At 63.4% G+C, this 22,878-nt stretch carries 15 protein-coding genes and 1 pseudogene; 5 read left to right on the top strand and 11 right to left on the bottom strand.

Annotated elements, in window-relative coordinates; translation table 11 throughout:
• The first annotated feature begins 46 nt into the window (after positions 1 to 46).
• Positions 47 to 2,083, top strand: coding sequence for an NADH:flavin oxidoreductase (locus tag K7I12_RS12695; RefSeq protein WP_231664337.1), 2,037 nt, complete (start codon positions 47 to 49; stop codon positions 2,081 to 2,083).
• 64 nt (positions 2,084 to 2,147) lie between these two features.
• Here the strand turns inward: K7I12_RS12695 and purU are convergent, their stop codons facing one another.
• The 6 genes from purU to glyA all read right to left on the bottom strand — a co-directional run bounded on the left by purU (position 2,148) and on the right by glyA (position 9,917).
• Positions 2,148 to 3,014 (bottom strand): formyltetrahydrofolate deformylase, encoded by an 867-nt coding sequence (gene purU / locus K7I12_RS12690; RefSeq protein WP_231664335.1) that lies wholly within the window; start codon positions 3,012 to 3,014, stop codon positions 2,148 to 2,150.
• Positions 3,011 to 3,652 carry a sarcosine oxidase subunit gamma gene (locus tag K7I12_RS12685; RefSeq protein ID WP_231664334.1) on the bottom strand — a complete coding sequence of 214 codons (642 nt, stop codon included), beginning with the start codon at positions 3,650 to 3,652 and terminating at the stop codon, positions 3,011 to 3,013. Before K7I12_RS12685 ends, purU begins: the two co-directional genes overlap by 4 nt.
• Positions 3,645 to 6,722 carry a sarcosine oxidase subunit alpha family protein gene (locus K7I12_RS12680; RefSeq protein ID WP_231664332.1) on the bottom strand — a complete coding sequence of 1,026 codons (3,078 nt, stop codon included), beginning with the start codon at positions 6,720 to 6,722 and terminating at the stop codon, positions 3,645 to 3,647. Before K7I12_RS12680 ends, K7I12_RS12685 begins: the two co-directional genes overlap by 8 nt.
• The gene (locus K7I12_RS12675) at positions 6,719 to 7,132 is read right to left on the bottom strand and encodes a sarcosine oxidase subunit delta (protein ID WP_231664331.1); all 414 of its coding nucleotides are present in this window, start codon (positions 7,130 to 7,132) and stop codon (positions 6,719 to 6,721) included. The genes K7I12_RS12680 and K7I12_RS12675 overlap by 4 nt, the downstream gene beginning before the upstream one ends.
• A 161-nt stretch (positions 7,133 to 7,293) precedes the next feature.
• Positions 7,294 to 8,544, bottom strand: a complete 1,251-nt coding sequence (locus K7I12_RS12670) for a sarcosine oxidase subunit beta family protein (RefSeq protein ID WP_231664330.1) — start codon at positions 8,542 to 8,544, stop codon at positions 7,294 to 7,296.
• 47 nt (positions 8,545 to 8,591) lie between these two features.
• On the bottom strand, positions 8,592 to 9,917 hold the full coding sequence (gene glyA / locus K7I12_RS12665) for a serine hydroxymethyltransferase (RefSeq protein WP_231664329.1): 1,326 nt from the start codon (positions 9,915 to 9,917) through the stop codon (positions 8,592 to 8,594).
• Between the two features lie 381 nt (positions 9,918 to 10,298).
• Between glyA and fdhA the strand changes: the two genes are divergently transcribed.
• Positions 10,299 to 11,486: a formaldehyde dehydrogenase, glutathione-independent gene (gene fdhA, locus K7I12_RS12660; protein ID WP_031385143.1), complete on the top strand. Its 1,188-nt coding sequence runs from the start codon at positions 10,299 to 10,301 to the stop codon at positions 11,484 to 11,486.
• A gap of 88 nt (positions 11,487 to 11,574) precedes the next feature.
• Here fdhA and K7I12_RS12655 read toward each other — a convergent pair whose 3' ends face one another.
• Positions 11,575 to 12,681, bottom strand: a complete 1,107-nt coding sequence (locus K7I12_RS12655) for a hybrid-cluster NAD(P)-dependent oxidoreductase (RefSeq protein ID WP_231664328.1) — start codon at positions 12,679 to 12,681, stop codon at positions 11,575 to 11,577.
• 356 nt (positions 12,682 to 13,037) lie between these two features.
• Between K7I12_RS12655 and K7I12_RS12650 the strand changes: the two genes are divergently transcribed.
• A complete protein-coding gene (locus K7I12_RS12650) occupies positions 13,038 to 14,324 on the top strand; it encodes an aromatic ring-hydroxylating oxygenase subunit alpha (RefSeq protein WP_231664327.1) in 1,287 nt (428 codons plus the stop codon).
• 420 nt (positions 14,325 to 14,744) lie between these two features.
• A pseudogene (locus K7I12_RS12645) lies at positions 14,745 to 15,338 on the top strand (BCCT family transporter); the annotation flags it as partial.
• A 281-nt stretch (positions 15,339 to 15,619) separates the two neighbouring features.
• Here K7I12_RS12645 and betC read toward each other — a convergent pair.
• The 3 genes from betC to betT form a co-directional block, all read right to left on the bottom strand.
• Positions 15,620 to 17,134 carry a choline-sulfatase gene (gene betC / locus K7I12_RS12640; RefSeq protein ID WP_031385138.1) on the bottom strand — a complete coding sequence of 505 codons (1,515 nt, stop codon included), beginning with the start codon at positions 17,132 to 17,134 and terminating at the stop codon, positions 15,620 to 15,622.
• A 409-nt stretch (positions 17,135 to 17,543) separates the two neighbouring features.
• Positions 17,544 to 17,963: a CRISPR-associated endonuclease Cas3'' gene (locus tag K7I12_RS12635; RefSeq protein ID WP_231664325.1), complete on the bottom strand. Its 420-nt coding sequence runs from the start codon at positions 17,961 to 17,963 to the stop codon at positions 17,544 to 17,546.
• Between the two features lie 234 nt (positions 17,964 to 18,197).
• Entirely contained in the window at positions 18,198 to 20,261 is a 2,064-nt protein-coding gene (betT, locus tag K7I12_RS12630; RefSeq protein ID WP_031385137.1) for a choline BCCT transporter BetT, read from the bottom strand.
• Between the two features lie 311 nt (positions 20,262 to 20,572).
• Here betT and K7I12_RS12625 point away from each other — a divergent pair, with 311 nt between their 5' ends.
• Positions 20,573 to 21,256 (top strand): hypothetical protein, encoded by a 684-nt coding sequence (locus K7I12_RS12625; protein WP_231664324.1) that lies wholly within the window; start codon positions 20,573 to 20,575, stop codon positions 21,254 to 21,256.
• Positions 21,257 to 21,557: 301 nt separating this feature from the next.
• Here the strand turns inward: K7I12_RS12625 and K7I12_RS12620 are convergent, their stop codons facing one another.
• Complete coding sequence (locus K7I12_RS12620; RefSeq protein WP_269438673.1) at positions 21,558 to 22,745, bottom strand: hypothetical protein; 1,188 nt, start codon at positions 22,743 to 22,745, stop codon at positions 21,558 to 21,560.
• Positions 22,746 to 22,878 lie beyond the last annotated feature (133 nt).

The raw sequence follows: 22,878 nt of genomic DNA, 5'->3' as shown, positions 1-22,878 counted from the left end.
CGAAGACTAGCTTGATTCAACGTCAGAACAACAAAGAGCGCTCGCCGTGAAAAACGACCCTCTGCTACAACCCCTGCAACTCAAGCACCTGACGTTGAAGAACCGGGTGATGCTGACTTCGCACGAACCCGCCTACCCGGAAGACGGCATGCCCAAGGCGCTGTACCGGGCCTATCACGTCGAACGCGCCAAGGGCGGCGTAGCACTCACCATGACGGCGGGTTCCGCGGCGGTGTCGCGGGACAGCCCGCCGGTCTTCAACAACATCCTCGCCTACAAGGATGAAGTGGTGCCGTGGATGCGCGAGCTGACCGATGCCTGCCACGAACATGGCACGGCGGTGATGATCCAGCTGACCCACCTGGGCCGCCGGACCCGCTGGGACAAGGGCGACTGGCTGCCGATCGTCTCGGCGTCGCATCACCGCGAGGCCTCCCACCGCGCCTACCCCAAGAAGGCGGAGCTCTGGGATATCGAGCGGTTGATTCAGGATTACGCGGATGCCGCCGAGCGCATGCACGCCGCCGGTCTGGACGGCCTCGAGATCCAGGCCTACGGCCACCTGATGGACCAGTTCTGGTCGCCGCTGACCAACGAACTCGACGCGCCCTACGGCGGCAGCCTGGACAATCGTCTGCGCTTCACCTTCGAGGTGCTCGCCAGCATCCGCGCGCGGGTCGGCGACACGTTCCTGCTGGGCGTGCGCTATACCGGCGACGAATGCCTGCCGGGAGGCATCGATGCCCGCGACGGCATGGCGATCTCACACCGGTTGAAGGACAGCGGCCTGGTGGATTTCCTCAACGTGGTGAAGGGGCACATCGATACCGACCCCGGGCTGACCGACGTCATCCCGATCCAGGGCATGCCCAGCGCGCCGCACCTGGACTTCGCCGGCGAGATCAAGCGCGAGGTCGACTTCCCCACCTTCCATGGCGCCAAGATCCAGGACGTCGCCACGGCGCGCCATGCGATCGCCTCCGGCAAGGTGGACATGATCGGCATGACCCGCGCCCATATGGCCGACCCGCATCTGATGAAGAAGGTCATGGAGGGGCGCGAAGCGGAAATCCGCCCCTGCGTCGGCGCCAACTACTGTCTCGACCGCATCTATCAGGGCGGGGCGGCGTATTGCATCCACAATGCGGCGACCGGTCGCGAAACCACCCTGCCGCACACCATTACCCCCGCCGCAACCCGGCGCAAGGTGGTGGTGGTCGGCAGCGGGCCCGGCGGGCTGGAAGCGGCTCGGGTGGCCGCCGAGCGCGGGCATGAAGTGGTGGTGTTCGAGGCCGCCGACGCGCCGGGCGGGCAGATTCGCCTGACCGCGCAGAGCGAGCGCCGCCGCGAGATGATGGGCATCGTCGACTGGCGCATCGAGCGCTGCCAGGCGATGGGCGTCACCTTCCATTTCAACGTGTTCGCGGAAAACGACGAAGTGCTCGCCGAGTCACCCGACGTGGTCATCGTGGCGACCGGCGGCCTGCCCAACGAGCAGGCGCTGGCGGAAGGCAACGAACTGGCGGTCACGGGTTGGGACATCCTCTCCGGCCACGCCAAGCCGGGCAGCAATGTGCTGGTCTACGACGACGCCGGCGACCATACCGCGTTGCAGGCGGCGGAGATCATTGCCCAGGCGGGCAGCAAGGTGGAGTACATGACCGCCGACCGCGCCCTGGCGCCGGAAGTGATGGCCATGAACCTGGTTCCCTACATGCGCGCCCTGCAGAAGCTTGACGTCACCTTCACGCCGACCTTCCGGCTGACCGGCATCCGCCGCGATGGCAGCGACCTGGTGGCCTCGATAAGCAGCGACTATACCCAGCTTGATCTGGAACGCCGCGTGGATCAGGTGGTAGTCAACTTCGGCACCCTGCCGATGGACGATCTCTACGAGGAACTCAAGCCGCTGTCGAGCAACCGGGGCGCGGTCGACTACGACGACCTGATCGCCGGCAGAGCGCAGGCGCTCGACACCAACCCGGACGGCACGTTTCAGCTATTCCGAATCGGCGACGCGATTGCTCACCGCAACACCCATGCGGCCATTTACGATGCACTCAGGTTGGTCAAGGACCTGTGAGGCCCTGTAAGATTGCCGCGTCACCCGGGGCCGATGGCATCTCGCGCATCGGCCCTCCGGCACGTCAGTTGCCCAGCACCACCGTGCGCCCCGCATGCAGGAATACGCGACGCTCGAGATGATAGCCAATGCCGCGAGCCAGGGTCAGGCATTCGACATCCCGCCCCTTGGCCACCAGGTCTTCCGGGTAGTGAGCGTGATCGACCGGCTCGACGCCCTGGGCGATGATCGGCCCTTCGTCGAGGTCGTTGTTGATGTAGTGCGCCGTCGCGCCGACCAGCTTGACGCCCTTCTCGTAGGCCTGGTGATACGGCCTGGCGCCCTTGAAGCCGGGCAGCAGCGAATGGTGGATATTGATGGCGCGCCCCGCCAGCCGCTCGCACATGGCCGGCGACAGCACCTGCATGTAGCGCGCCAGCACCACCAGCTCCGCCCCGCTCTGCTCGATGATTGCCTGGATCTGCGCCTCCTGCTGCGGCTTGGTCTCGGCGGTCACCGGCAGGTGGTGATAGGGCAGGCCATGCCATGCCGCCAGCGGCTCGAGGTCGGGATGGTTGGAAATCACCGCGCGAATATCCAGTGGCAACTGGCCGATGCGATAGCGATAGAGCAGATCGTTCAGGCAGTGATCGGCCTTGGAGACGAGAATCACGGTCCCGGTGCGCTTGCCCGGCGGGGTCAGCTCGAACTCCATGGCGAACTCGGCGGCCCGCGGCGCAAAGGCTTGCTGAAACGCCTCGTCGTGGAAGCCTTCCAGCTCGGGCCGGAACTCGGCGCGGATGAAGAAGCGCCCGCCCAGCCGATCGTCGAACGAGTTGAGCTCGGTGATGTAGCAATGCCGCTCTTTCAAAAAGCGCGTCACCACATCCACCGTGCCCAGGCGACTCGGGCACTGGGCGGCAAGAATCCAGGTATCGGTCGTTCGGCTCATGGCGTCTCACTGCCCACGCTGACGCCGAACTCTTCAGCCGCATCCAGCAACCAGCGAAAGCAGTAGTCGGCGAAGCTGCGGCGTACCACGAGCTCCCAGACATCCTCGCGCGGCCGGCGCAGCACCACCGAAGCCTTGGCGAACACCACGCTGACGCCCTTGCCCACCGGGAACGCCTGCGGATGTACATCGTAGGTCGTGGACTTCATCAACACCTCGCGGGCCTGCGGCCCCGAGAGTTCGACGAGGGTCTGGCCGCCGCCGACGTTGACGATGCTGAAGTGTGCCTGACCCAGCGCCTGGCGCAGGCGGCGCTCCAGCGCAAACGCCTCGCCGGCGGGCACGATGACCAGCCACTCGTCGGGCGACAGCCATTGAATCGAACGCTCGCCGCCGTCGTCCAGCGCCAGCGTATTGGGTCGGGCAGGCAACGCGAGGCCCAGCACCTCGCGCACGGCCTCGTCCAGCACGATGGCGCCGCCGCGCAAGACCAGATGGTCGAGGAAGGCCTGCTCGCGTAGCGCCACGCCCGCATTGGCTTCACGAGGCGGCGCCTGCCGATGAAAGGACCACGCCAACGGCGATTCGGCACTCGGGTGCCCGGTCGGCCGGGTATCGAATTCTCTGACGTCAGACATTCTGGCGCTCTCCTTTGGGGTCGACGAAGACGGGGCTGACGATTTCGGCCTCGTGGACGGTGCCATCGATCATCGGCAAGTAGACGGTGTCGCCCATGCGCGCATGCCCGCCCTTGACCACCGCCAGGGCAAAGCCATGGCCCAGCGAGGGGCTGTAATAGCTCGACGTCACATGGCCCACCATGGCCATGGGGATGGCCTGCTTGGGGTCGAAAACGATCTGCGCGCCCTCTTCCAGCACCACCCCAGGGTCCTTGGGCTTCAGGCCGACGAACTGCTTGCGGTCGGTACGTCGGGTATCGGAGCGCGACAGGGCGCGCTTGCCGATCCACGAGTACGGCTTGTCGTAACCGATCGCCCACTGCATGCCCAGGTCCTCGGGGGTGACCGAGCCGTCGGTGTCCTGACCGACAATGATCAGGCCCTTCTCGGCGCGCAGCACATGCATGGTCTCGGTGCCGTAGGGCGTCAGCTGGTATTGCTCGCCGTGCGCGAACAGCGTCTGCCAGACATGCATGGCGTAATTGGCCTGGACGTTGATCTCGAAGGACAGCTCGCCGGTGAACGAGATGCGAAACACCCGGGCCGGCACGCCGGCGACGGTGCCTTCGCGCCAGTCCATGAACTTGAACGCCTCGCGGTCGAGATCGATGTCGGTGACCTCGGCCAGCAGCTTGCGGGCGTCGGGGCCGGTGACGGTCATGGTCGCCCAGTGATCGGTCACCGAGTTGAAATAGACCTGCAGCTCCGGCCACTCCGTCTGGTGCCAGAGCTCCAGCCATTCCAGCACGCCGGCGGCGCCGCCGGTGGTGGTGGTCATCAAAAAGTGGTTCTCGCCCAGGCAACTGGTGGTGCCGTCGTCCATGAGCATGCCGTCGTCCTTGCACATCAGCCCATAGCGGACCCGGCCCGGCGCCAGCTTGGCCCACTTGTTGGTGTAGACGCGGCCCAGGAACTCGCGGGCGTCGGGCCCCTGGATGTCGATCTTGCCCAGGGTCGAGGCATCGAGGATGCCGACACCCTCGCGCACCGCCAGGCATTCGCGGGCGACGGCCTCCGCCATGCTCTCGCGCTCGCCGTTGGCGGCTCCGGCGCGTACTTGTGGAAAGTACCACGGGCGCTTCCACTGGCCGACGTCCTCGAACTCGGCGCCGTGCTCGACATGCCACTGATGCAGCGCGGTGTAACGCTCGGGATCGAACAGCTCGCGACAATGACGCCCGACGATGGCGCCGAAGGTCACCGGCGTGTAGTTGGGCCGGAACACGGTAGTGCCCACCTCGGGAATCGACTTGCCGAGACAGCGGGCGACGACCGCCATGCCGTTGATGTTGCCGAGCTTGCCCTGGTCGGTGCCGAAGCCCATCACCGTGTAGCGCTTGACGTGCTCGATGGACTCGAAGCCCTCGCGAGTCGCCACTTCGATGCCCGCCGCGCTGACGTCGTTCTGCAGGTCGACGAACTGCTTGGGCGCGCGCAGGGTCGGCTTCTCGTGGGGCACCTGATAGAGCGCCACGCTCGCCCCTTCCTGAATGGGCGCCACCTGCGGCGCCTGAGGAGCCTCCACCGACTGCCCATTGGCCTGGACCGCCTGGCTGCCGGCATCGATGCCGTCGGCGATCACCGCCGCCAGCGAATAGACGCCCTGCGCGCCACCCGCCGGGGTCATGCCCTTCAGCGTCCCCGGCACGAAGCCAAGAATGTCGTCGCGCCACAGCGGGCGGGTGCCGGTATGCGATGAGAGGTGAATGACCGGGCTGTAGCCGCCGGAGCTGGCGATGGTGTCGCAGGCCAGTTCCTCGACCCGGCCGCTCAGCGTGAACAGCTGAGCATCAATCTTCGCCACGCGGGCGGCGCTGACGCGGTTGGCGCGCTTTCCATGACTTGTCTTGGCCTCGATCACCGCGCTTTCGGTGATCACGCGAATGCCCAGCGCCCGTGCCTGCTCGACGAGCTCGCCGTCGGGGTTGGCGCGGGCATCGGCGATCGCCACCACCTCGCGACCGGCATCGAACCAGTCCAGCGCGGCGCGGTAGGCGTGGTCGTTGGTCGCGGACAGCACCAGCTTGCGGCCCGGCACCACGCCATAGCGACGGATATAGCTGGATACGGCCCCGGCCAGCAGATTGCCGGGCACGTCGTTGTTGGCGTAGACCAGCGGACGCTCATGGGCACCGCTGGCCAGCACCACCTGACCGGCCCGCACCCGATGCAGGCGCGAGCGGACCTGGCGGCGCCCGTCGCGGGTCGGCGCGCTGTCGGCCAGGTGCTCGGTGCGGCGCTCGTGCAGGGTCACGAAGTTGTGATCGTGGTAGCCGTTGGCGGTGGTACGGGCCAGCAATGTCACGTTTTCCAGGCCGCCGAGTTCGTCGAGCACGCGCTCGACCCATTGCCCCGCGGGCGCCTCGTCGATCCGCTCACGGCTATCCAGCAGCGAACCGCCCATTTCCTCCTGCTCGTCGGCGAGGATCACCCGTGCCCCGCTGCGCGCGGCGGTCAGCGCCGCGGCCAGGCCCGCCGGGCCGGCGCCGATGACCAGCACGTCGCAGTGCTGGTTGAGATGATCGTAGCTGTCCGGGTCGGGCTCGCCGGGGCTGTTGCCCAGGCCGGCGCCCTTGCGGATGTACTTCTCGTAGGTCATCCACAGCGAGGCCGGGGCCATGAAGGTCTTGTAGTAGAAGCCGGGCGGCATGAAGGCGCCGCTGAGCTTGCCGACCATGCCCATCAGGTCGCGCTGCACGGTGGGCCAGCCGTTGGTGCTGCGCGCCGTGAGCCCTTCGTAGAGCGCCTGCTGGGTGGCGCGCACGTTGGGCACCTGGGCGGCTTCGGTCGCGCCGAGCTGGACCACCGCGTTGGGCTCCTCCGCCCCGGCGGCGACGATCCCGCGCGGGCGCGAGTACTTGAAGCTGCGGTTGACGACGTCGACGCCGTTGGCCAGCAGCGCCGAGGCCAGGGTATCGCCGGGGTGGCCGACGTAACGCTTGCCGTTGAAGGTGAAGTTCAGCTTGCGCGAGCGATCGACCTGGCCGCCTTGCGCCAGGCGGTTGGGCTGTGATGATGACTGGCTCATGCCTGCGCTCCCTTGATCGTGGCGCTATTATCAACAGCCGCAGGCGCGGCGGCATCGCTGGCTCCCACGGTCTGTTGGCCGCCCTCGGCGACCTGCACGTTACCGGCTTTCTCGCCACGCGCCAGGCTCTCGGCGGTGATCGTCGGCTGCTCGCCCATCCGGTAGGTCTCGAGGATCTCGTAGTTCGCGGTGTGCCGGGTGATGTTGAAGAACTTGCGGCAGCCGATGGCATGCACCCACAGCTCATGATGCACGCCCCGCGGGTTGTCGCGGAAGAACAGGTAATCGCCCCACTGTTCATCGGAACACGCCTCGGGCTCCGCCGGGCGGGCGATATGCGCCTGACCCTTGGGATGGAATTCCTCTTCCTCGCGGTGCTCTTCGCAATACGGACAGTAGATATGAAACATTTTCCCTCCAACACCGTGGATGAGAGCCATCGTTTTTCTGCGCCAGCGAGCGGTGTGATGGCAAGGCGTTCGGCAAAGAAGGAACCGGAATGTACGTGTTTGTACATGAGGATTCCGACGTGTCGAACAACGCCGCCATCACGCGGCGCAGCTCGCAGAAACTAGTGCGCGACGCCCGCGGCGCCATGCTCGTCGACCAGCGCTCCCGAGTGGAAGCGGTCGATGGAGAACGGCGCGGCAATCGGATGCATCTCGCCCTTGGCCAGGCTGGCGGCGAACACATGGCCCGAGCCCGGCGTGGCCTTGAAGCCACCGGTGCCCCAGCCGCAGTTGAAGTAGAGTCCCTTGACCGGCGTTGCGGAGAGGATCGGGCAGGCGTCCGGGCAAGTATCGACGATGCCGCCCCACTGCCGGTTCATGCGCACCCGCGAGAAGATCGGGAACATCTCGACGATCGCCTGCAGGGTATGCTCCACCGTCGAGTAGCTGCCGCGCTGGCCGTAGCCGAGATAACCGTCGATGCCGGCGCCGATGACCAGGTCGCCCTTGTCCGACTGGCTGATGTAGCCATGCACGTGGTTGGACATCACCACCGTGTCGAGAATCGGCTTGAGCGGCTCCGAGACCAGCGCCTGCAGGGGATGCGACTCCAGCGGCAGCTTGAAGCCGGCCATCCTGGCCAGCACGCCGGAGTTGCCGGCCGCCACGCAACCCACGGTCTTGGCGCCGATGTCGCCGCGGTTGGTATGCACGCCGACCACCCGGCCATCGAGGATCTTGAAGCCGGTGACCTCGGTCTGCTGGAGGATGTCGACGCCACGTGCGTCGGCGCCGCGGGCGAACCCCCAGGCCACCGCATCGTGGCGCGCCACCCCGGCGCGCGGCTGCCAGGAGGCGCCCATCACCGGGTAGCGTGCGCGCTTCGAGCAGTCGAGGATCGGCACGATTTCCTGCACCTGGCGAGCGTCGAGCGCCTCGCTGTCGATGCCGTTGAGGCGGTTGGCATTCACCCGGCGCTGGATGTCGCGCATGTCCTGCAGGGTATGGCCGAGGTTCAACACCCCGCGTTGCGAGAACATCACGTTGTAGTTGAGATCCTGCGACAGCCCCTCCCAGAGTTTCATGGAATGCTCGTAGAGCGCCGCCGACTCGTCCCACAGATAGTTGGAACGCACGATCGTCGTATTACGAGCCGTATTGCCGCCGCCCAGCCAGCCCTTCTCGATCACCGCCACGTTGGTGATGCCGTGCTCCTTGGCCAGGTAGTAGGCGGTGGCCAGGCCGTGGCCGCCGCCGCCGACGATGATCACGTCGTAGTCTTTCTTGGGCGTGGGATTGCGCCACTGGCGCTGCCAGTTTTCATGATGGCTGAGCGCGTGCTTGACCAACCCGAAGCCGGAATAGCGTTGCATGGACTTTCTCCTCGATCGGCCCCCTCGGAGCCCGCTGACGGTCAGGCTCAGGCTACTGAGGTTGCGCTCTCGGCCGGCTCGCTGTTCTGGGCGTCGCCATACACCGGATAGCGCGCGCACAGCGAGGCCACCTTGTCGCGCACCTCGGCTTCCACCGCCCCGGTATCGCTCTGATCGGCGAGTCCATCGAGGATGTCGCAGATCCAGCCGGCCAGCTGTTCGCAATCGGCCTCGCCGAAGCCGCGGGTGGTGACCGCCGGGGTGCCGATGCGCAGCCCCGAGGTGACGAACGGGCTCTGCGGGTCGTTGGGCACGGCGTTCTTGTTGACGGTAATGTGCGCCCGGCCCAGCGCGGCATCCGCGTCCTTGCCGGTCACGCCCTGCTTGATCAGCGAGACCAGGAACAGGTGGTCGTCGGTACCGCCTGAGACGACATCAAAACCGCGCTCGACGAAGACCTGCGCCATGGCGCGGGCATTGCTGATGACCTGGTGCTGGTAGTTGACGAACTCCTGGCTCATGGCTTCCTTGAAAGCCACGGCCTTGGCGGCGATCACGTGCATCAGCGGGCCGCCCTGCTGGCCCGGGAACACCGCGCCGTTGAGCTTCTTGACCAGCGCCTCATCGGCGTTCGCCGCCAGGATCAGCCCGCCGCGCGGGCCGCGCAGCGTCTTGTGGGTGGTGGTGGTCACCACGTGGGCATGCGCCAGCGGGCTGGGGTAGAGCCCGGCGGCGACCAGCCCGGCGACATGTGCCATGTCGACCATCAGATAGGCACCGACCTCGTCGGCGATAGTGCGAAAACGCCGCCAGTCGACCACCCGCGAGTAGGCCGAGAAACCGGCGATGATCATCTTGGGCCGATGCTCCCGGGCCAGACGCTCGACCTCCGCGTAGTCGATCTCGCCGGTGTCGGGGTTCAGGCCGTACTGCACGGCGTGGTAGTGCTTGCCGGAGAAGTTCGGCGCGGCGCCGTGGGTCAGGTGGCCGCCGTGGGCCAGGCTCATGCCCAGCACGGTGTCGCCCGGCTTGACCAGGGCCATGAACACGGCGGCGTTGGCCTGGGCGCCGGAGTGCGGCTGGACGTTGGCGTAATCGGCGCCGAACAGGTCGCAGGCACGCTCGATGGCAAGCCGCTCGACCTTGTCGACGAACTCGCAGCCGCCGTAATAGCGCTTGCCCGGATAGCCCTCGGCGTACTTGTTGGTCAACTGGGTGCCCTGGGCCTCCATCACGGCACGGCTGGCGTAGTTCTCGGAGGCGATCAGCTCGATATGGGCTTCCTGGCGGGCCGTTTCTTCAGCGATCGCCGTGGCTAGTGCGGCATCGTAGCTGGCTAAACGAGCCTGAGGGGTGAAACCGTAGTGAAGCATGCTCGCCTCCTCGTCATTCATTTGTTGTCGGGTGTAGTTCATGCGTAGCGCCGAAGCATCGAAACCGGGCGTCTACGAGCGCTATCCTGCCGCGATGGTATCGCTGGCCCCCGCGCCCAAGATGCTTAACGACGTCACCGCTCGGTGCATTTGCGACAAGCGGGTCCTCAAGGCGACAGAACCCCAGTGCGGGGAGTCGCTACGTCGTCAATCTATTGCCTGGCGTCGTGCATGGATAACTCCCCCTCTTGCACTTGTTCCACGCTTGGAGTCCAAGCGCACGCTTGGCCATTGCCGAAGGCAAGGCGCAGAACAACAAATACATCCGGCTTGGTCTCGCCATTCGATGGGACCACGACGAAACGAACAAGAGGAATCAGCATGTCAGACAATCGCGGTGTCGTTTATATCGGTCCGGGCAACGTCGAAGTGCAGGACATTGCCTACCCCAGGATGGAAGCGCCCAATGGCCGCGCCATCGAGCATGGGGTCATTCTGAAAGTCGTCTCCACCAATATCTGCGGCTCGGACCAGCACATGGTGCGGGGCCGAACCACAGCGCCGTCCGGCATGGTGCTGGGTCACGAGATCACCGGCGAGGTGATCGAAAAGGGCAAGGACGTCGAGTTTCTCGATATCGGCGACCTCGTCTCGGTGCCCTTCAATGTCGCCTGCGGGCGCTGCCGTACCTGCAAGGAAGGGCATACCGGCGTCTGCCTGCACGTCAACGACGATCGGGCCGGCGGTGCCTACGGCTATGTCGACATGGGCGGCTGGGTGGGCGGCCAGGCGCGCTATGTCATGGTGCCGTACGCCGACTTCAATCTGCTCAAGTTTCCCGATCGCGACCAGGCCATGGCCAATATTCGCGATCTGACCATGTTGAGCGACATCCTGCCGACCGGCTTCCACGGCGCATTGAACGCCAAGGTCGGCGTCGGCTCGACGGTGTATGTGGCAGGCGCCGGGCCGGTGGGCCTGGCGGCAGCGGCCTCGGCACGCCTGCTGGGCGCCGCCGTGGTGATGATCGGCGACTTCAACCAGCAGCGCCTGGAACATGCCCGCAAGATGGGCTTCGAGCCGGTGGATCTTGGCAAGCACGACCGGCTGGGCGAGATGATCGCGGCGATCGTCGGCGAGCCCCAGGTGGACAGCGCCATCGACGCGGTCGGCTTCGAGGCGGTGGGTCATGGCGGCAAGGAGCAGCCCGCCGTGGTGCTCAACCAGATGATGGAGGTGACCCGCGAAGCCGGTTCGATCGGTATTCCCGGGTTGTACGTCACCGAAGATCCCGGCGCGACGGAGCAGGCGGCCCAGACCGGCAACCTGAGCCTGCGCTTCGGCCTGGGCTGGGCCAAGGCTCACTCCTTCCACACCGGGCAGACGCCGGTGGTGCAGTACAACCGTCAGCTGATGCAGGCGATCCTGCATGGCAGGCTCAACATCGCCGAGATCGTCAACGCCCAGGTCATTTCACTGGAAGACGCACCGCAGGGTTACCAGCAATTCGATTCCGGTGCGGCCAGCAAGTTCGTGCTCGATCCGCACGGGCTGCTGGGCGCGGCGTAACCGCTGCGAATTCGCCCCCCTGACGCGATCAAGCCAACCCCCATGGGGTTGGCTTTCTTGATTCCCACGGTTTTCCTCTGTCGCTCGGCTAGAAGTCGACGACCAGGTTGCCCTTGGGTCGGCTGCAGCAGGACAGGATATACCCCTCTTCGATATCCTCGTCGGTGATCCCGCCGTTGTGATCCATCTCCACCTCTCCGGACTTGAGCCCGACGCGGCAGGTACCGCAGATTCCCATGCCGCATGCCTTGGGGATGTGCAGGCCGAGTTTCGATGCAGCCGCATGAACCGTTTCGCTAGGCTGGATACGCACGCTCTTTCCCGAGCTGGCAAATTCGACACACAGCAGATCCGCGTAATCGACTTCCTCGGCGGCGGCCTCGGCCTGCTCGGCGAGCTCCAGCACCTCCTCCTGGACCTCGACCGGCGTGGCGCCGAACGACTCCTCGTGATAGTGGCTCATGTCGAAGCCGTTATCGCGCAGGATGCGCTTGACTGCGTTCATGTACGGCGTGGGGCCGCAGCAGAAGATCTCGCGTTCGAGGTAGTCCGGGGCCATCAGCTCCAGCATCGGCTGGGTCAGGTAGCCGCGATAGCCGGCCCAGGCCTCGCCGATGTCGTCCTTGTTCTCGCACACCACGTGCAGCTTGAACGCGGGGATCCGCGAGAACATGTGTACCAGCTCGCGGTGGTAGATGACATCGCGCGGTGCCCGTGCACTGTGGATGAACTCGACATCGACATTGGCATTGGTGTCGAAGAACCAGCGCGTCATAGACATCAGCGGCGTGATGCCCACCCCGCCGGACAGGAACAGCACCTTGTCGGCGGGAAAGTCCATCACGTTGAAGTTGCCCACCGGGCCGTGCACTGCCAGCTCGTCGCCGACCTTCATGTTGTCGTGCAACCAGTTGGAAACCTTGCCGCCCGGCATGCGCTTGACGGTGATCGAAAAGCTGTAGGGAATCGACGGCGAGCTGGAGATGGTATAGGAGCGCATGATCTGCTCGCCTTCGATCTCCAGTTCCAGGGTGACGAACTGCCCCGGCTTGAAGAAGAACAGCACCGGCTGTTCGGCCATGAAGCAAAAGGTGCGCACATCCCAGGTTTCCTGAATCACCTTGACGCAGCGGACGTTGTGACGGCCGTTGGTCCAGGTCTGGGTAGTGACCGGGTTGAAGAAATTCATTGTCATGTCGTCTCTGCCTGGCAGTGCCGTGGCTACGCCTCCGTCGGCGCCTCACCGTCGTTGATGCGCCAACGCCTATTCATGCTCGCATTCTGCGCATGCGACGCACGACCGACTTGCCTGCCAGCGACACGGACATGCCTCGCACATCCACCCGCGAGCCACGGAATCCTCCCCCGCGTCGCCGTGACACCGGCTGATGTCGCCGGCAGATAACTCCTTTCATTACGCATGCTCCACACTCGCCAACATCCCAGGGCCGGCATCCGAGCGTCGTGCACGGCACATGCCCACCGATAACAAACCCCAATGACCGTATCGTCGTCCTCGCGGGGAGGCGGCGATTGATGAGGACCGTTGATATGGACCTGATTGCCCGTTCCCAGTTGGAGGACCCCCTGGCCGCCGCCAAGGAAACCACCGCCAACCTGCTCCACGAGCGGCAGCGCGGCTTTTCGTTGCCCCAGCCGTTCTACGGCGATGCGCGGCTGTTCGCGCTCGACATGCAGGAGATCTTCGAAAAAGAGTGGCTGTTCGTCGCCATGACTTGCGAGATCCCTGCCAAGGGCAATTTCGTGACCGTGGAGGTCGGCAACAACCCGGTGATCGTGGTGCGCGGCGCCGAGGGCAAGGTGCATGCCTTCCATAACGTCTGCCGCCACCGCGGCTCGCGGCTGTGCGTGAAGGACAAGGGCAAGGTGGCCAAGCTGGTGTGCGGCTATCACCAGTGGACCTACGAACTCGATGGCCGGCTGCTGTTCGCCGGCAGCGACATGGGCGGCGACTTCGATCTCGCCAGCTATGGTCTGAAGCCGGTCGAGGTGCGCACCGCCGGGGGCTTCGTCTTCATCAGCCTGGCCGAGCAGCCGCCGGCGATCGACGACTTTCTTGTCAGCCTTGAGCATTACCTCGAGCCCTACCAGATGGAGCACGTCAAGGTCGCCGCGGAATCGAGCATCGTCGAGCAAGCCAACTGGAAGCTGGTGATCGAGAACAACCGCGAGTGCTATCACTGCAACGGCGCCCATCCGGAACTGCTCAACTCGTTGCAGGAGTTCGACGACACCGACGATCCGCGCGCCACCCCGGCCTACAAGGCCCTGGTCGCGCGCAAGCAGGCCGACTGGAACTTTGATCACGTGCCGTGGCAGCTCAAGCGTTTCGGCAAGCGCAACCGCTTGACCCGCACGCCGCTGCTCGACGGCACCGTGTCGATGACCCTGGATGGCCAGCCGGGCTGCAAGAAACTGATGGGCCGCCTGACGAATCCGGACATGGGCTCGCTGCGCATCCTGCATCTGCCCAATTCCTGGAACCATTTCATGGGCGATCACGCCGTGGTGTTCCGGGTGCTGCCGCTGGGTCCGCAGCAGACCGTGGTCACCACCAAGTGGCTGGTGCACAAGGATGCCGTGGCAGGCGTCGATTACGACCCCGAACAGCTGCGCCGGGTGTGGGACGCCACCAACGACCAGGACCGGCGCCTGGCCGAGGAGAATCAGCGCGGCATCAATTCGCTGGCCTATCAGCCCGGCCCCTACTCGCAGACCTACGAATTCGGGGTCATCGACTTCATCGACTGGTACAGCGAGCGGATGCTGAGCAACCTCGGCCATGAGGTGCCCTCCCTGCACCTGGCGCAAGGCTGACACCCTCCGCGTTTCATCGTCTGGCCCGCTCAAGCGCGGGCCAGTGTTTTCCTGGCAGCCTGTCGGGCGGCCACGTCTCAAACACGCAACGGCGATCAACAAGCGATGCGCCATACGCGCGACGGTAGTTAAGCCGGCGTCGGTTTCAAACAACCACAGCGGACCGTCTCAGCCAAGAATGCAATGCGGCCGTACCTGCCGCAACGGCGTGCGGCTTGCGGCTTGCACAACAACTAAAAGAGGACGACTTATGGACCAAGAGGAGCCGGTCCTGGCTACCGGCCAGGACAACAAGCAGGTCATGGGCTGGACTTTCACAACCCCGTCTTCCCGCTTTCTGCTGTCATCATCCTGCTGTTTATCGTCTATGCCCTGGTCTACCCCGATGCCGCCAACGCCCAGTTGGGATTGGCCAAGGACTGGTCGATCTTCTACTGGGCATGGTGGATCTCCTGGTCACCGTTCGTCGGCATGTTCATTGCCCGGGTGTCCCGTGGGCGTACGGTACGCGAATTCCTGATCGCCGTGCTGTTGGTGCCGACGCTGGTCACGCTGGTATGGATGAGTACCTTTGGCGGCACTGCGCTGCATCAGGCGGCCAACGGTGTCGGTGAGCTGTCCAATGGCATCGGCGACGTGTCGCTGGCGATGTTTTACATGCTCGAACAGCTGCCATTGACCGGCCTGACCTCGACGCTGGCCATCATCCTGGTCCTGGTATTCTTCATTACCTCGTCGGATTCCGGTTCGCTGGTCATCGATAACATCACCGCCGGTGGCAAGACGGATGCCCCCAAGAGCCAGCGCGTCTTCTGGGCCACGCTGGAAGGGGTGATCGCCGGTGTTCTGCTGTACGGCGGTGGCACCAAGGCCCTGGGGGCGCTCCAGGCGGGCGCCGTGGCGACGGGGCTGCCCTTTACCGTAGTGCTCCTGGTGATGTGCTTCAGCCTGTACGTGGGGCTCCACAAGGAACAGCGGCAACTTGCCAAGGCGCTCAGGCCCACTTCGCTGTAAAAAAGCCGAATAGCCTCACGCGTAACGGGACCGCCTCAAGGGCGGTTCCTCTTTCGCTGTCATGGCATCGCTGGTCATGGAAGGCTCTGGCGCGCCTTGAATCCGTGTGACATCCGAATCGCCATTCCCCTTCAGCGCGTAGACGACTCGCAGAAAGAACCCACCGAAGAAATCGGTGGGTTTTTACCTGCACCCGGCTGGATCCCGTGCCGGTAATAACGACCGGCCCGCCTTGTAAGCATCGCCGAGGCGCGACCAAGCGTTACCTGACCGAAAGGCGCTCACTCTCCGCGTGGAAAACGCTGGGCCTCCTCGAGTACGTTGAGATCCATGTGGTTGCGCATGTAGCGTTCCGAGGCCACCTGCAGCGGCTGGTAATCCCAAGGATAGAAGTGGCCGTTGCGCAGTGCTTCGTAGACGATCAGCCGACGCGCCTGGCTCTCGCGCACCTCGGCGTCGAAGCGCGCCATGTCCCAGCGCTCGCGGCATTGCTGCTGGAAGTCGGCGAGCCGTTCGGCATGCGCCGGATCCTCGGCCAGATTGTTCAACTCGTGCGGATCTTCTTCAAGGTTGAACAACTGTGGCGGATCGAGCTCGCAATGGTTGAACTTCCACTGCCGATGACGAATGGTGACCAGCGGCGCGTAGCTGCCCTCGGCGGCGTACTCCAGGTAAACCGGCGTATCGCGCTCTTCGCCCTTGATCAGTGGCAGCAGCGATTCCCCGTCGGTCCAATCGGCAATGGCACTCAGGTCGATGCCGACCAGATCGGCCAGCGTCGGATTGACATCAAGCGCGGAAACCGGGGTATCGATGCGCTTCGATTCGAGTCCCGGCGCGCTGATCATCAGCGGTACCCGTGAGGAGCCTTCGAAGGGACTCATCTTGAACCACAAGCCGCGCTCCCCGAGCATGTCGCCATGATCGGAGACGAACATGATAATCGTGTTATCGAGCATTCGGGTGCGTTCGAGCACGTCGAGAATGCCACCCACCTTGTCGTCGATGTAAGAGAGATTGGCAAAATACCCTTGGCGCGCGCGGCGGATATTCTCGGGCTGTATGTCGAACTGGGTATAGTCGTTGGCATCGAAGATACGTTGCGAGTGAGCATCCTGCTCGTCGTAGGGAATCTCGCCTATCTTGGGCTCGAGATGCTCGCAGTCATTGTAGAGATCCCAGTACTTGCGTCGCGCTACATAAGGGTCGTGCGGGTGGGTGAAACTTACGCATAACGCCCAGGGACGTTCGTCCTGGCCACGCGCGAGATCATAGAGCTTCTGTTCGGCGTGGAAGGCCACCTCGTCGTCATACTCCATTTGATTGGAGATCTCGGCCACACCGGCCCCGGTCACCGAGCCCAGGTTGTGATACCACCAGTCAATGCGTACGCCGGGTTTGCGATAGTCCGGCGTCCAGCCAAAGTCGGGCGGATAGACATCAGTAGTCAGACGCGACTCGAAGCCGTGTAGCTGATCCGGGCCGACGTAATGCATCTTGCCTGAAAGACACGTCTGATAGCCTGCGCGGCGCAGGTGGTGCGCCCAGGTCGGAATGCTCGATGGGAACTCGGCGGCGTTGTCATAGACTCCGGTGCGCGAGGGAAGCTGGCCCGACATGAAGGCCGCACGCCCGGGAGCACAGAGATAGCTAGGGGTATAGGCATTGCGAAAGCGTACCGAGCGCTCGGCCAGCGCCTTCAAGTTCGGCATGTGCAGAAAATCTGCCGGGCCATCCTCAAACAGTGTCCCGTTAACCTGATCGGCCATCAGCACCAGAATATTGGGTTTTGTCATTGCCATCTCCGGGTTGTTGTTAACTGAAGAAACCTCAGCTTGCTCTCGGAGGGCAAATCGGCACAAATGATTTATTCAGGGGCAAAGCCCCAGCTCAGCCGGGTCTCAGGCCACCGACAATAGCCGAGGCAGAAAAAACCAGCGTGCTTGCCGTAAGCGTCTGGCGACCAGACAGGAAAACACTATTCGCGCCAAGAAAGCGTATTGAAAGAAGCCTCGATCCCGACACATCTGGAAGTGCGATGGCGGTAGCAACTTATCGGGTAAGTTGATCTCCTTTTCCCACCCTTGCTCAAGCGGGGGTAAATCCGCCTCTAGGAGCCCGTCGGACTTGACACTGACCTACTGCGAATCCCGGTCTTTCGGCCAATTCCATCGATCCATTTCGTTAAATAGCGCGCTATTGGCCTCAATCGATCGATAAATTCGACTCGAAACCCGTGCTTCTCGTGACGATCGGCCAAGCCCGACGGACTCCTAGGCGCATCTCCAATGGCGTGCGCTCCCCAGTATCGCGACCATTAGCCAGCCCGGCATGATGGCCAGCAACCAGGTAGGCCAACAAGTAGCCAACTTTCGGGTATTTCTCTATCGCGATATGCGCACCAGCTGTGGAGTGGTCTACTCGCTCAGGCGAGCCTTCCAGACGCCGCTGGAAAGGAACTGAGTACTTACCGAGATCATGAAGTAGACCTGCGGCTTCCCCCCAAGGTCCTGCACCAAACCGCTCCGCGCGCTGTGCGGCCATTTTGCCGACATCGCTCAGATGACTCGCCAATGTTTGCCAATCAGCCTTGGAGCTATCCATGGTGGAGTGAGCGTAAAACATACGGCTTTTATCCCTGCGCGACGTCGTTGTTATTTATTAGCCATCTCATGAGTCATACAACCAAAGCTACTTAACCTTACCAAGCTTTTACAGCGCTTTTATCGTAAAACTGCATTTGTATGAAATCACTTACAACTAAACGATAGCCACGCAAGAACCCCCGGCCGCATCGCGACCGGGGGGTTCAGCTTCTTATACAGCAAGGTGGGCCGAATATCGGCCCACCGATTCGCCCTACGAGGGCGGCTGTTCCGGGCTGTCGGGCATGTTGGTATGCCCCGGATCCAGCCGGTTCAGGTGCAGGAACTGCATGTGCAGTTCGTACTGGTCGAGGATGTCGCCGATCACCTGTTCGCGAGTGTAGCCCATCAGATCGTAGCCCTGACTCCCCTCGAGCAGGTAGACCTCCAGCCGGTAATAGCGCGAATCGGCGTGCGGGGCGTGCATGGCGAACCCCGGCGTCGCGAAGCCCTGACTCCAGATCTGGTAGGTGAAATTCTGCTCGTCCTCGAAGTCGACATTGAGCGACAGGTAGTCGTCGCCGTTCTGTTCGCCTTCGCGGATCTCGGCTGACGCCCCCTGCTCCTGCAGCGAATCGCGCACGGCTTCCATGGCCGGCTTGCAGGTCTCGTCCATGAAGCGCCGCGCCTGCTTCTTGTCGGGGAAGCTCATGGCGCGCTTCAAGCGCTGCTGCCAGTTGCGCGAATCGCGCTCGCCACCGCTACCGGTACGCCCCGAGAGCTGACCGGCCAGGCTCAGGCGCCGGCTGTCTTCCTTGAAGGCTTCGAGTTTCAGCGCCTTGAGCAGCCCGGCCATCATGAAGAACAGCACGATCGAGAACGGCAGGCCGGTGATCACCACCGCGCTCTGCAGCGTGCTCAAGCCGCCGGCGAGCAGCAGCGACAACGTCAGGATGCCGATCACCGCCGACCACAGGATGCGCATCCAGATCGGCGCATCGCTGTTGACGTTCTTGAGCTTCGAGGTGAAGTTCGAAAGCACCAGCGCCCCGGAATCCCCCGAGGTAATGAAGAACACGATCGCCAGGATGCTCACCGCAATGGTCGTGAAGATCGGCCAGGGATATTGTTCGAGGAACAGGTAGATGCCGGACGGCGGGTTAGCCATCACCTGCTGGCCGAATTCGGTAGCGCCGTTGATCGCCATGTCGATGGCGCTGTTACCCAGCAACGACATCCACAGGAACATGAAGATGATCGGCAGCGTCATGGTGCCGAGCACGAAGGTGCGAATGGTGCGGCCACGCGAGATGCGCGCCAGGAACAGCCCGACGAACGGCCCCCAGGCGATCCACCAGGCCCAGAAGAACAGCGTCCAGCCGTTCAGCCACTGGGTCGGCCGGTCGAAGGCATAAGTGTTGAACGACAGGCTGATGAAGTTGGACAGGTAGTCGCCGACGTTCATCACCAGCGCGTTGAGCAGGAAGATCGTCTTGCCGGCGAACAGCACGAACAGCAGCAGTAGTACCGCGAGCAGGATGTTGAACTCGGAAAGCCGGCGAATGCCGCGCTCCACCCCGGTCACCGCGGAGATCGTCGCGAACAGCACGATGGCCAGCACCAGCACGACCTGGGTCCAGGTGCTTTCGGGAATGCCGAACATGTAGTCCAGCCCGAAGTTGAGCTGAATCACGCCGATGCCCAGGCTGGCGGCGATGCCGAATACCGTGCCCAGCACCGCGGCGGTGTCGACCACATGGCCGATCATGCCGTAGATCTTGTCGCCGAAGATCGGGTAGAGCGCGCTGCTAATGGTCAGTGGCAGGTTGTGGCGATAGCTGAAGAAGGCCAGCGCCATGCCCACCAGGGTGTAGATGCCCCAACCGGAAAGCCCCCAGTGCAGGAAGGTCAGCTCCATGGCGTGACGCGCCGCGGCGACCTGGTCCTCAGGCGCGTTGGGCGCGTTGTAGAATTGGGTCAGCGGCTCGGCCAGGGCGAAGAAGATCACCCCGATGCCGATCCCCGCGGAGAACAGCATCGCCGACCACGAGAAGATGTTGAAGTCGGGTCGCGAGTGCTCGGGCCCCAGGCGGATGTTGCCGTAGCGCGACAACCCCAGGTAGATCACGAAGACCAGGTAGATCACCACGGTCAGGAAGTAGTACCAACCGAAGGTATTGGCGATCCAGCCGAGGATGGCGTTGATGACTGTGTTGGCCTGATCGGTGGCAATCATCGCCCACAGCGAGAAGGCGACGATGCCGACCACCGAGCTGTAGAACACCGGCCCATTGAGGCGGTCGCGCGGCGGCGCCTCGTTATTGGATTGTGTCGTCATAGGAGTTCCTGATTTGGTTCAGGCAAGGTTTGCGTTCACGATAGCGGCACACACGAAGCTCGGCACGCACACCACCGACATGCGCCCGCTGCCCTATCGATGTCGGGGTATGTAAGCCACTTCCGCAGCTATTAGCTTAGAAGCAATACGGAAAAAAACTGCTTATCGTTTGAGCGTCGCACGGAAACAATTATTTATGACTGAGTCAAGGCCCGAGCCGCAATTCGCCGGCAGGGCGCGTCTCCGAGGACGTTTCCTCTATACTTCACCGCACATTGCCGTGCATGCCCCTAGACGACAAGGAGTCTCCGATGCCCGCCCCACGTACCGCTTCGCTGTGTAGCGCCCTGCTTTTTAGTTATCTGCTGAGCGCCACCGCGACGGCGCAGCCGACCGCCACCGAGTGGGAGACCTACGACGACGCTCTGGCCCGCGGCGAGCGCCAGGCGACGCTGTGGCGTTACGGCTGGGGCGGCATCTACGCCGCCAGCCTGGCCAATAATATCTACCAGGCCAGCGAAGCCGACGACGATGAAGACCGCTTCGACGGCCGGGTCGGCGCGGTGAAATCGGCGCTGGCGCTGGGCGGAGTGATCGCCAACCCGCAGCCGCATCCGGCGGCGCATCGGCGCTTCGAGACGCTGGCCGAGCGGGGCGATGGCCAGGCGCTCGTTGAGGCCCGCGAACTGATGCGTGCCACCGCCGCCGAGGAGCGTACCCGGCACGCCTGGCGGGCGCGGCTCGACTCGCTGGTGGTCAACACCCTCGGCGGGCTGGCGATCGGCGTCGGCGACGATCGTCCGCGCGATGGTCTGGTCAACTTCGCCACCGGCATGCTGGTCGGCGAGATCCAGATCTGGACCCAGCCGACCCAGGCCGGCGCCGCGCTCAACCGCTTCCAGCCCGCCACGCTGTCACTGGGCGACAATCGCCTCGATTATCAATACGCCTGGGTGCTCACACCCAACCGGGTCGGGGTGAACATCCGCTACTGAGCCCGCCCAGCCGCGCTGCATACCAGCGGTCCTTGCGGCTGGTCAGCGCGCGTTTTTGTTATGTTATAACCTTTTCGGCTTCTTCCACCGGTTCAATCAAGAACGTACCCGTATGGCACACCGACACCGTCACCGGCCCGATGGGCCTGTCATTTTTCGCTGATGTCGCTGTACCCTGTAGCCAACTTCTCCATATATTGAACACACTATCCGAGACAACAGGGGACAGACCCCTGGTTTCCCGGCGTTTGGCTCTCTTTGAATGGCTGACGTATGCTGCGTTAAGATAATGTGTTGTTTGTTATGAACTCTCACGGGCCAGTTGCTTCGGATCGATCATTACACTGTCCCGTATGGCCGGAGCGAACAGGCGACGGCGTTTAATCGCGATCCCGATTGCCAGTATCAGGTACAGGCTTGAAAAGCCCAGGCGCGCCCAGATTTGCTCGTCCGGGGACAGGGTGACGCTGGCAGCGAAGTCGGCCAGGAACAGCGTCAGGATCAGACCGGCTTCACGCGTATTGAGCCGCAGGTTGATAAGCAGAAGCACCGCAAAGATGGATTGTGCGGCGGTCAGGAATATTTCCTGCTGCTGCATGGTGTCGATAGGGAGACCGCTCAGTGTTCCGCCCGACAGCGAGTATGTAACCGGGATAGCTCCTACCAGCAGTGTCCACTGATTGATTTTAGATGAAAGCAGGGTTCCCAGCCCTTCGTCGGCACTTTGACGCCATGCAAAAATGGCTGCCGGGATAAGCTCCGCGCTCTCGGTAGCTAACGGTGCTATCCACTGCACCATCAGGAACTCCTGTATGCCGAGCTGGTTGCCAGCCATGACCAGCGAGCTGGAAAACGGCTCTGCCGACAACAGGATTACTGCGGCCGCAACTGCCATAAGCCCTATCGTCGCAGTCCGCCGCAAGGCCGGCCGCCATGTACTGATGAGTGCCGGCGGTCCGATAAATTCCGGCTCTTCCTTGGGCGCGCGCCATAGGCGCCATACGTAGAAACCGAATGCTCCGAACAGCACAATGGTGTCCACTAAGGTCAGCGATGAACGAACCAGCATTTGCAGCATATACAGCGATATAAAACCCAGCAGCACGACATCGACGGCAGCCAGCCGGCTCAGCTGCATGCTATAGCAGGAGCTGCCGGTCGAGTCAGAGCTCTTGCGCGATGACTTGTCAGATTTTGAATTCTTCTTGAAGGCACGGCGGGCGCCAATCGCCCCGACAATGACGATGAGCGACCAACCGATACCGATCAACAGTCGGTTGGCCCCGGTCATGTTCGCCAGCGCCAGCGACGCCTTAGAGGGGTCGGCGGCGGCCTGCCAGGCAAACAGCAGGTCAACCGCGTATTCAGGAAGAATCGCAATAAAAGCCAGAATTGCGACCGCCAGCCCCTGCGGGAGGTCCAGCTGAGCCAGTTCGGCTCCCCAGGTAAGCAGCAGTGCAGCCCCTATGAAGGCGGCACCGAAGACCAGGACGCGTAAAAGAGGCTCTTCGACGTTTCATGTGGATTTGGCCTGATCCAGCAGGCTCCCCACCGGGCTGCCAATCAGATAGATCATGGTGATGAAGTAGCCCTCGTTGCGGTACCCGCGAGCCCGTGATCGG

This window comes from Halomonas sp. IOP_31 (genome assembly GCF_021151495.1).
GTDB lineage: Bacteria > Pseudomonadota > Gammaproteobacteria > Pseudomonadales > Halomonadaceae > Modicisalibacter > Modicisalibacter zincidurans.
The sequence above is the reverse complement of the archived record's forward strand: the minus strand, read 5'-3'. Positions and strand labels throughout refer to the sequence as shown.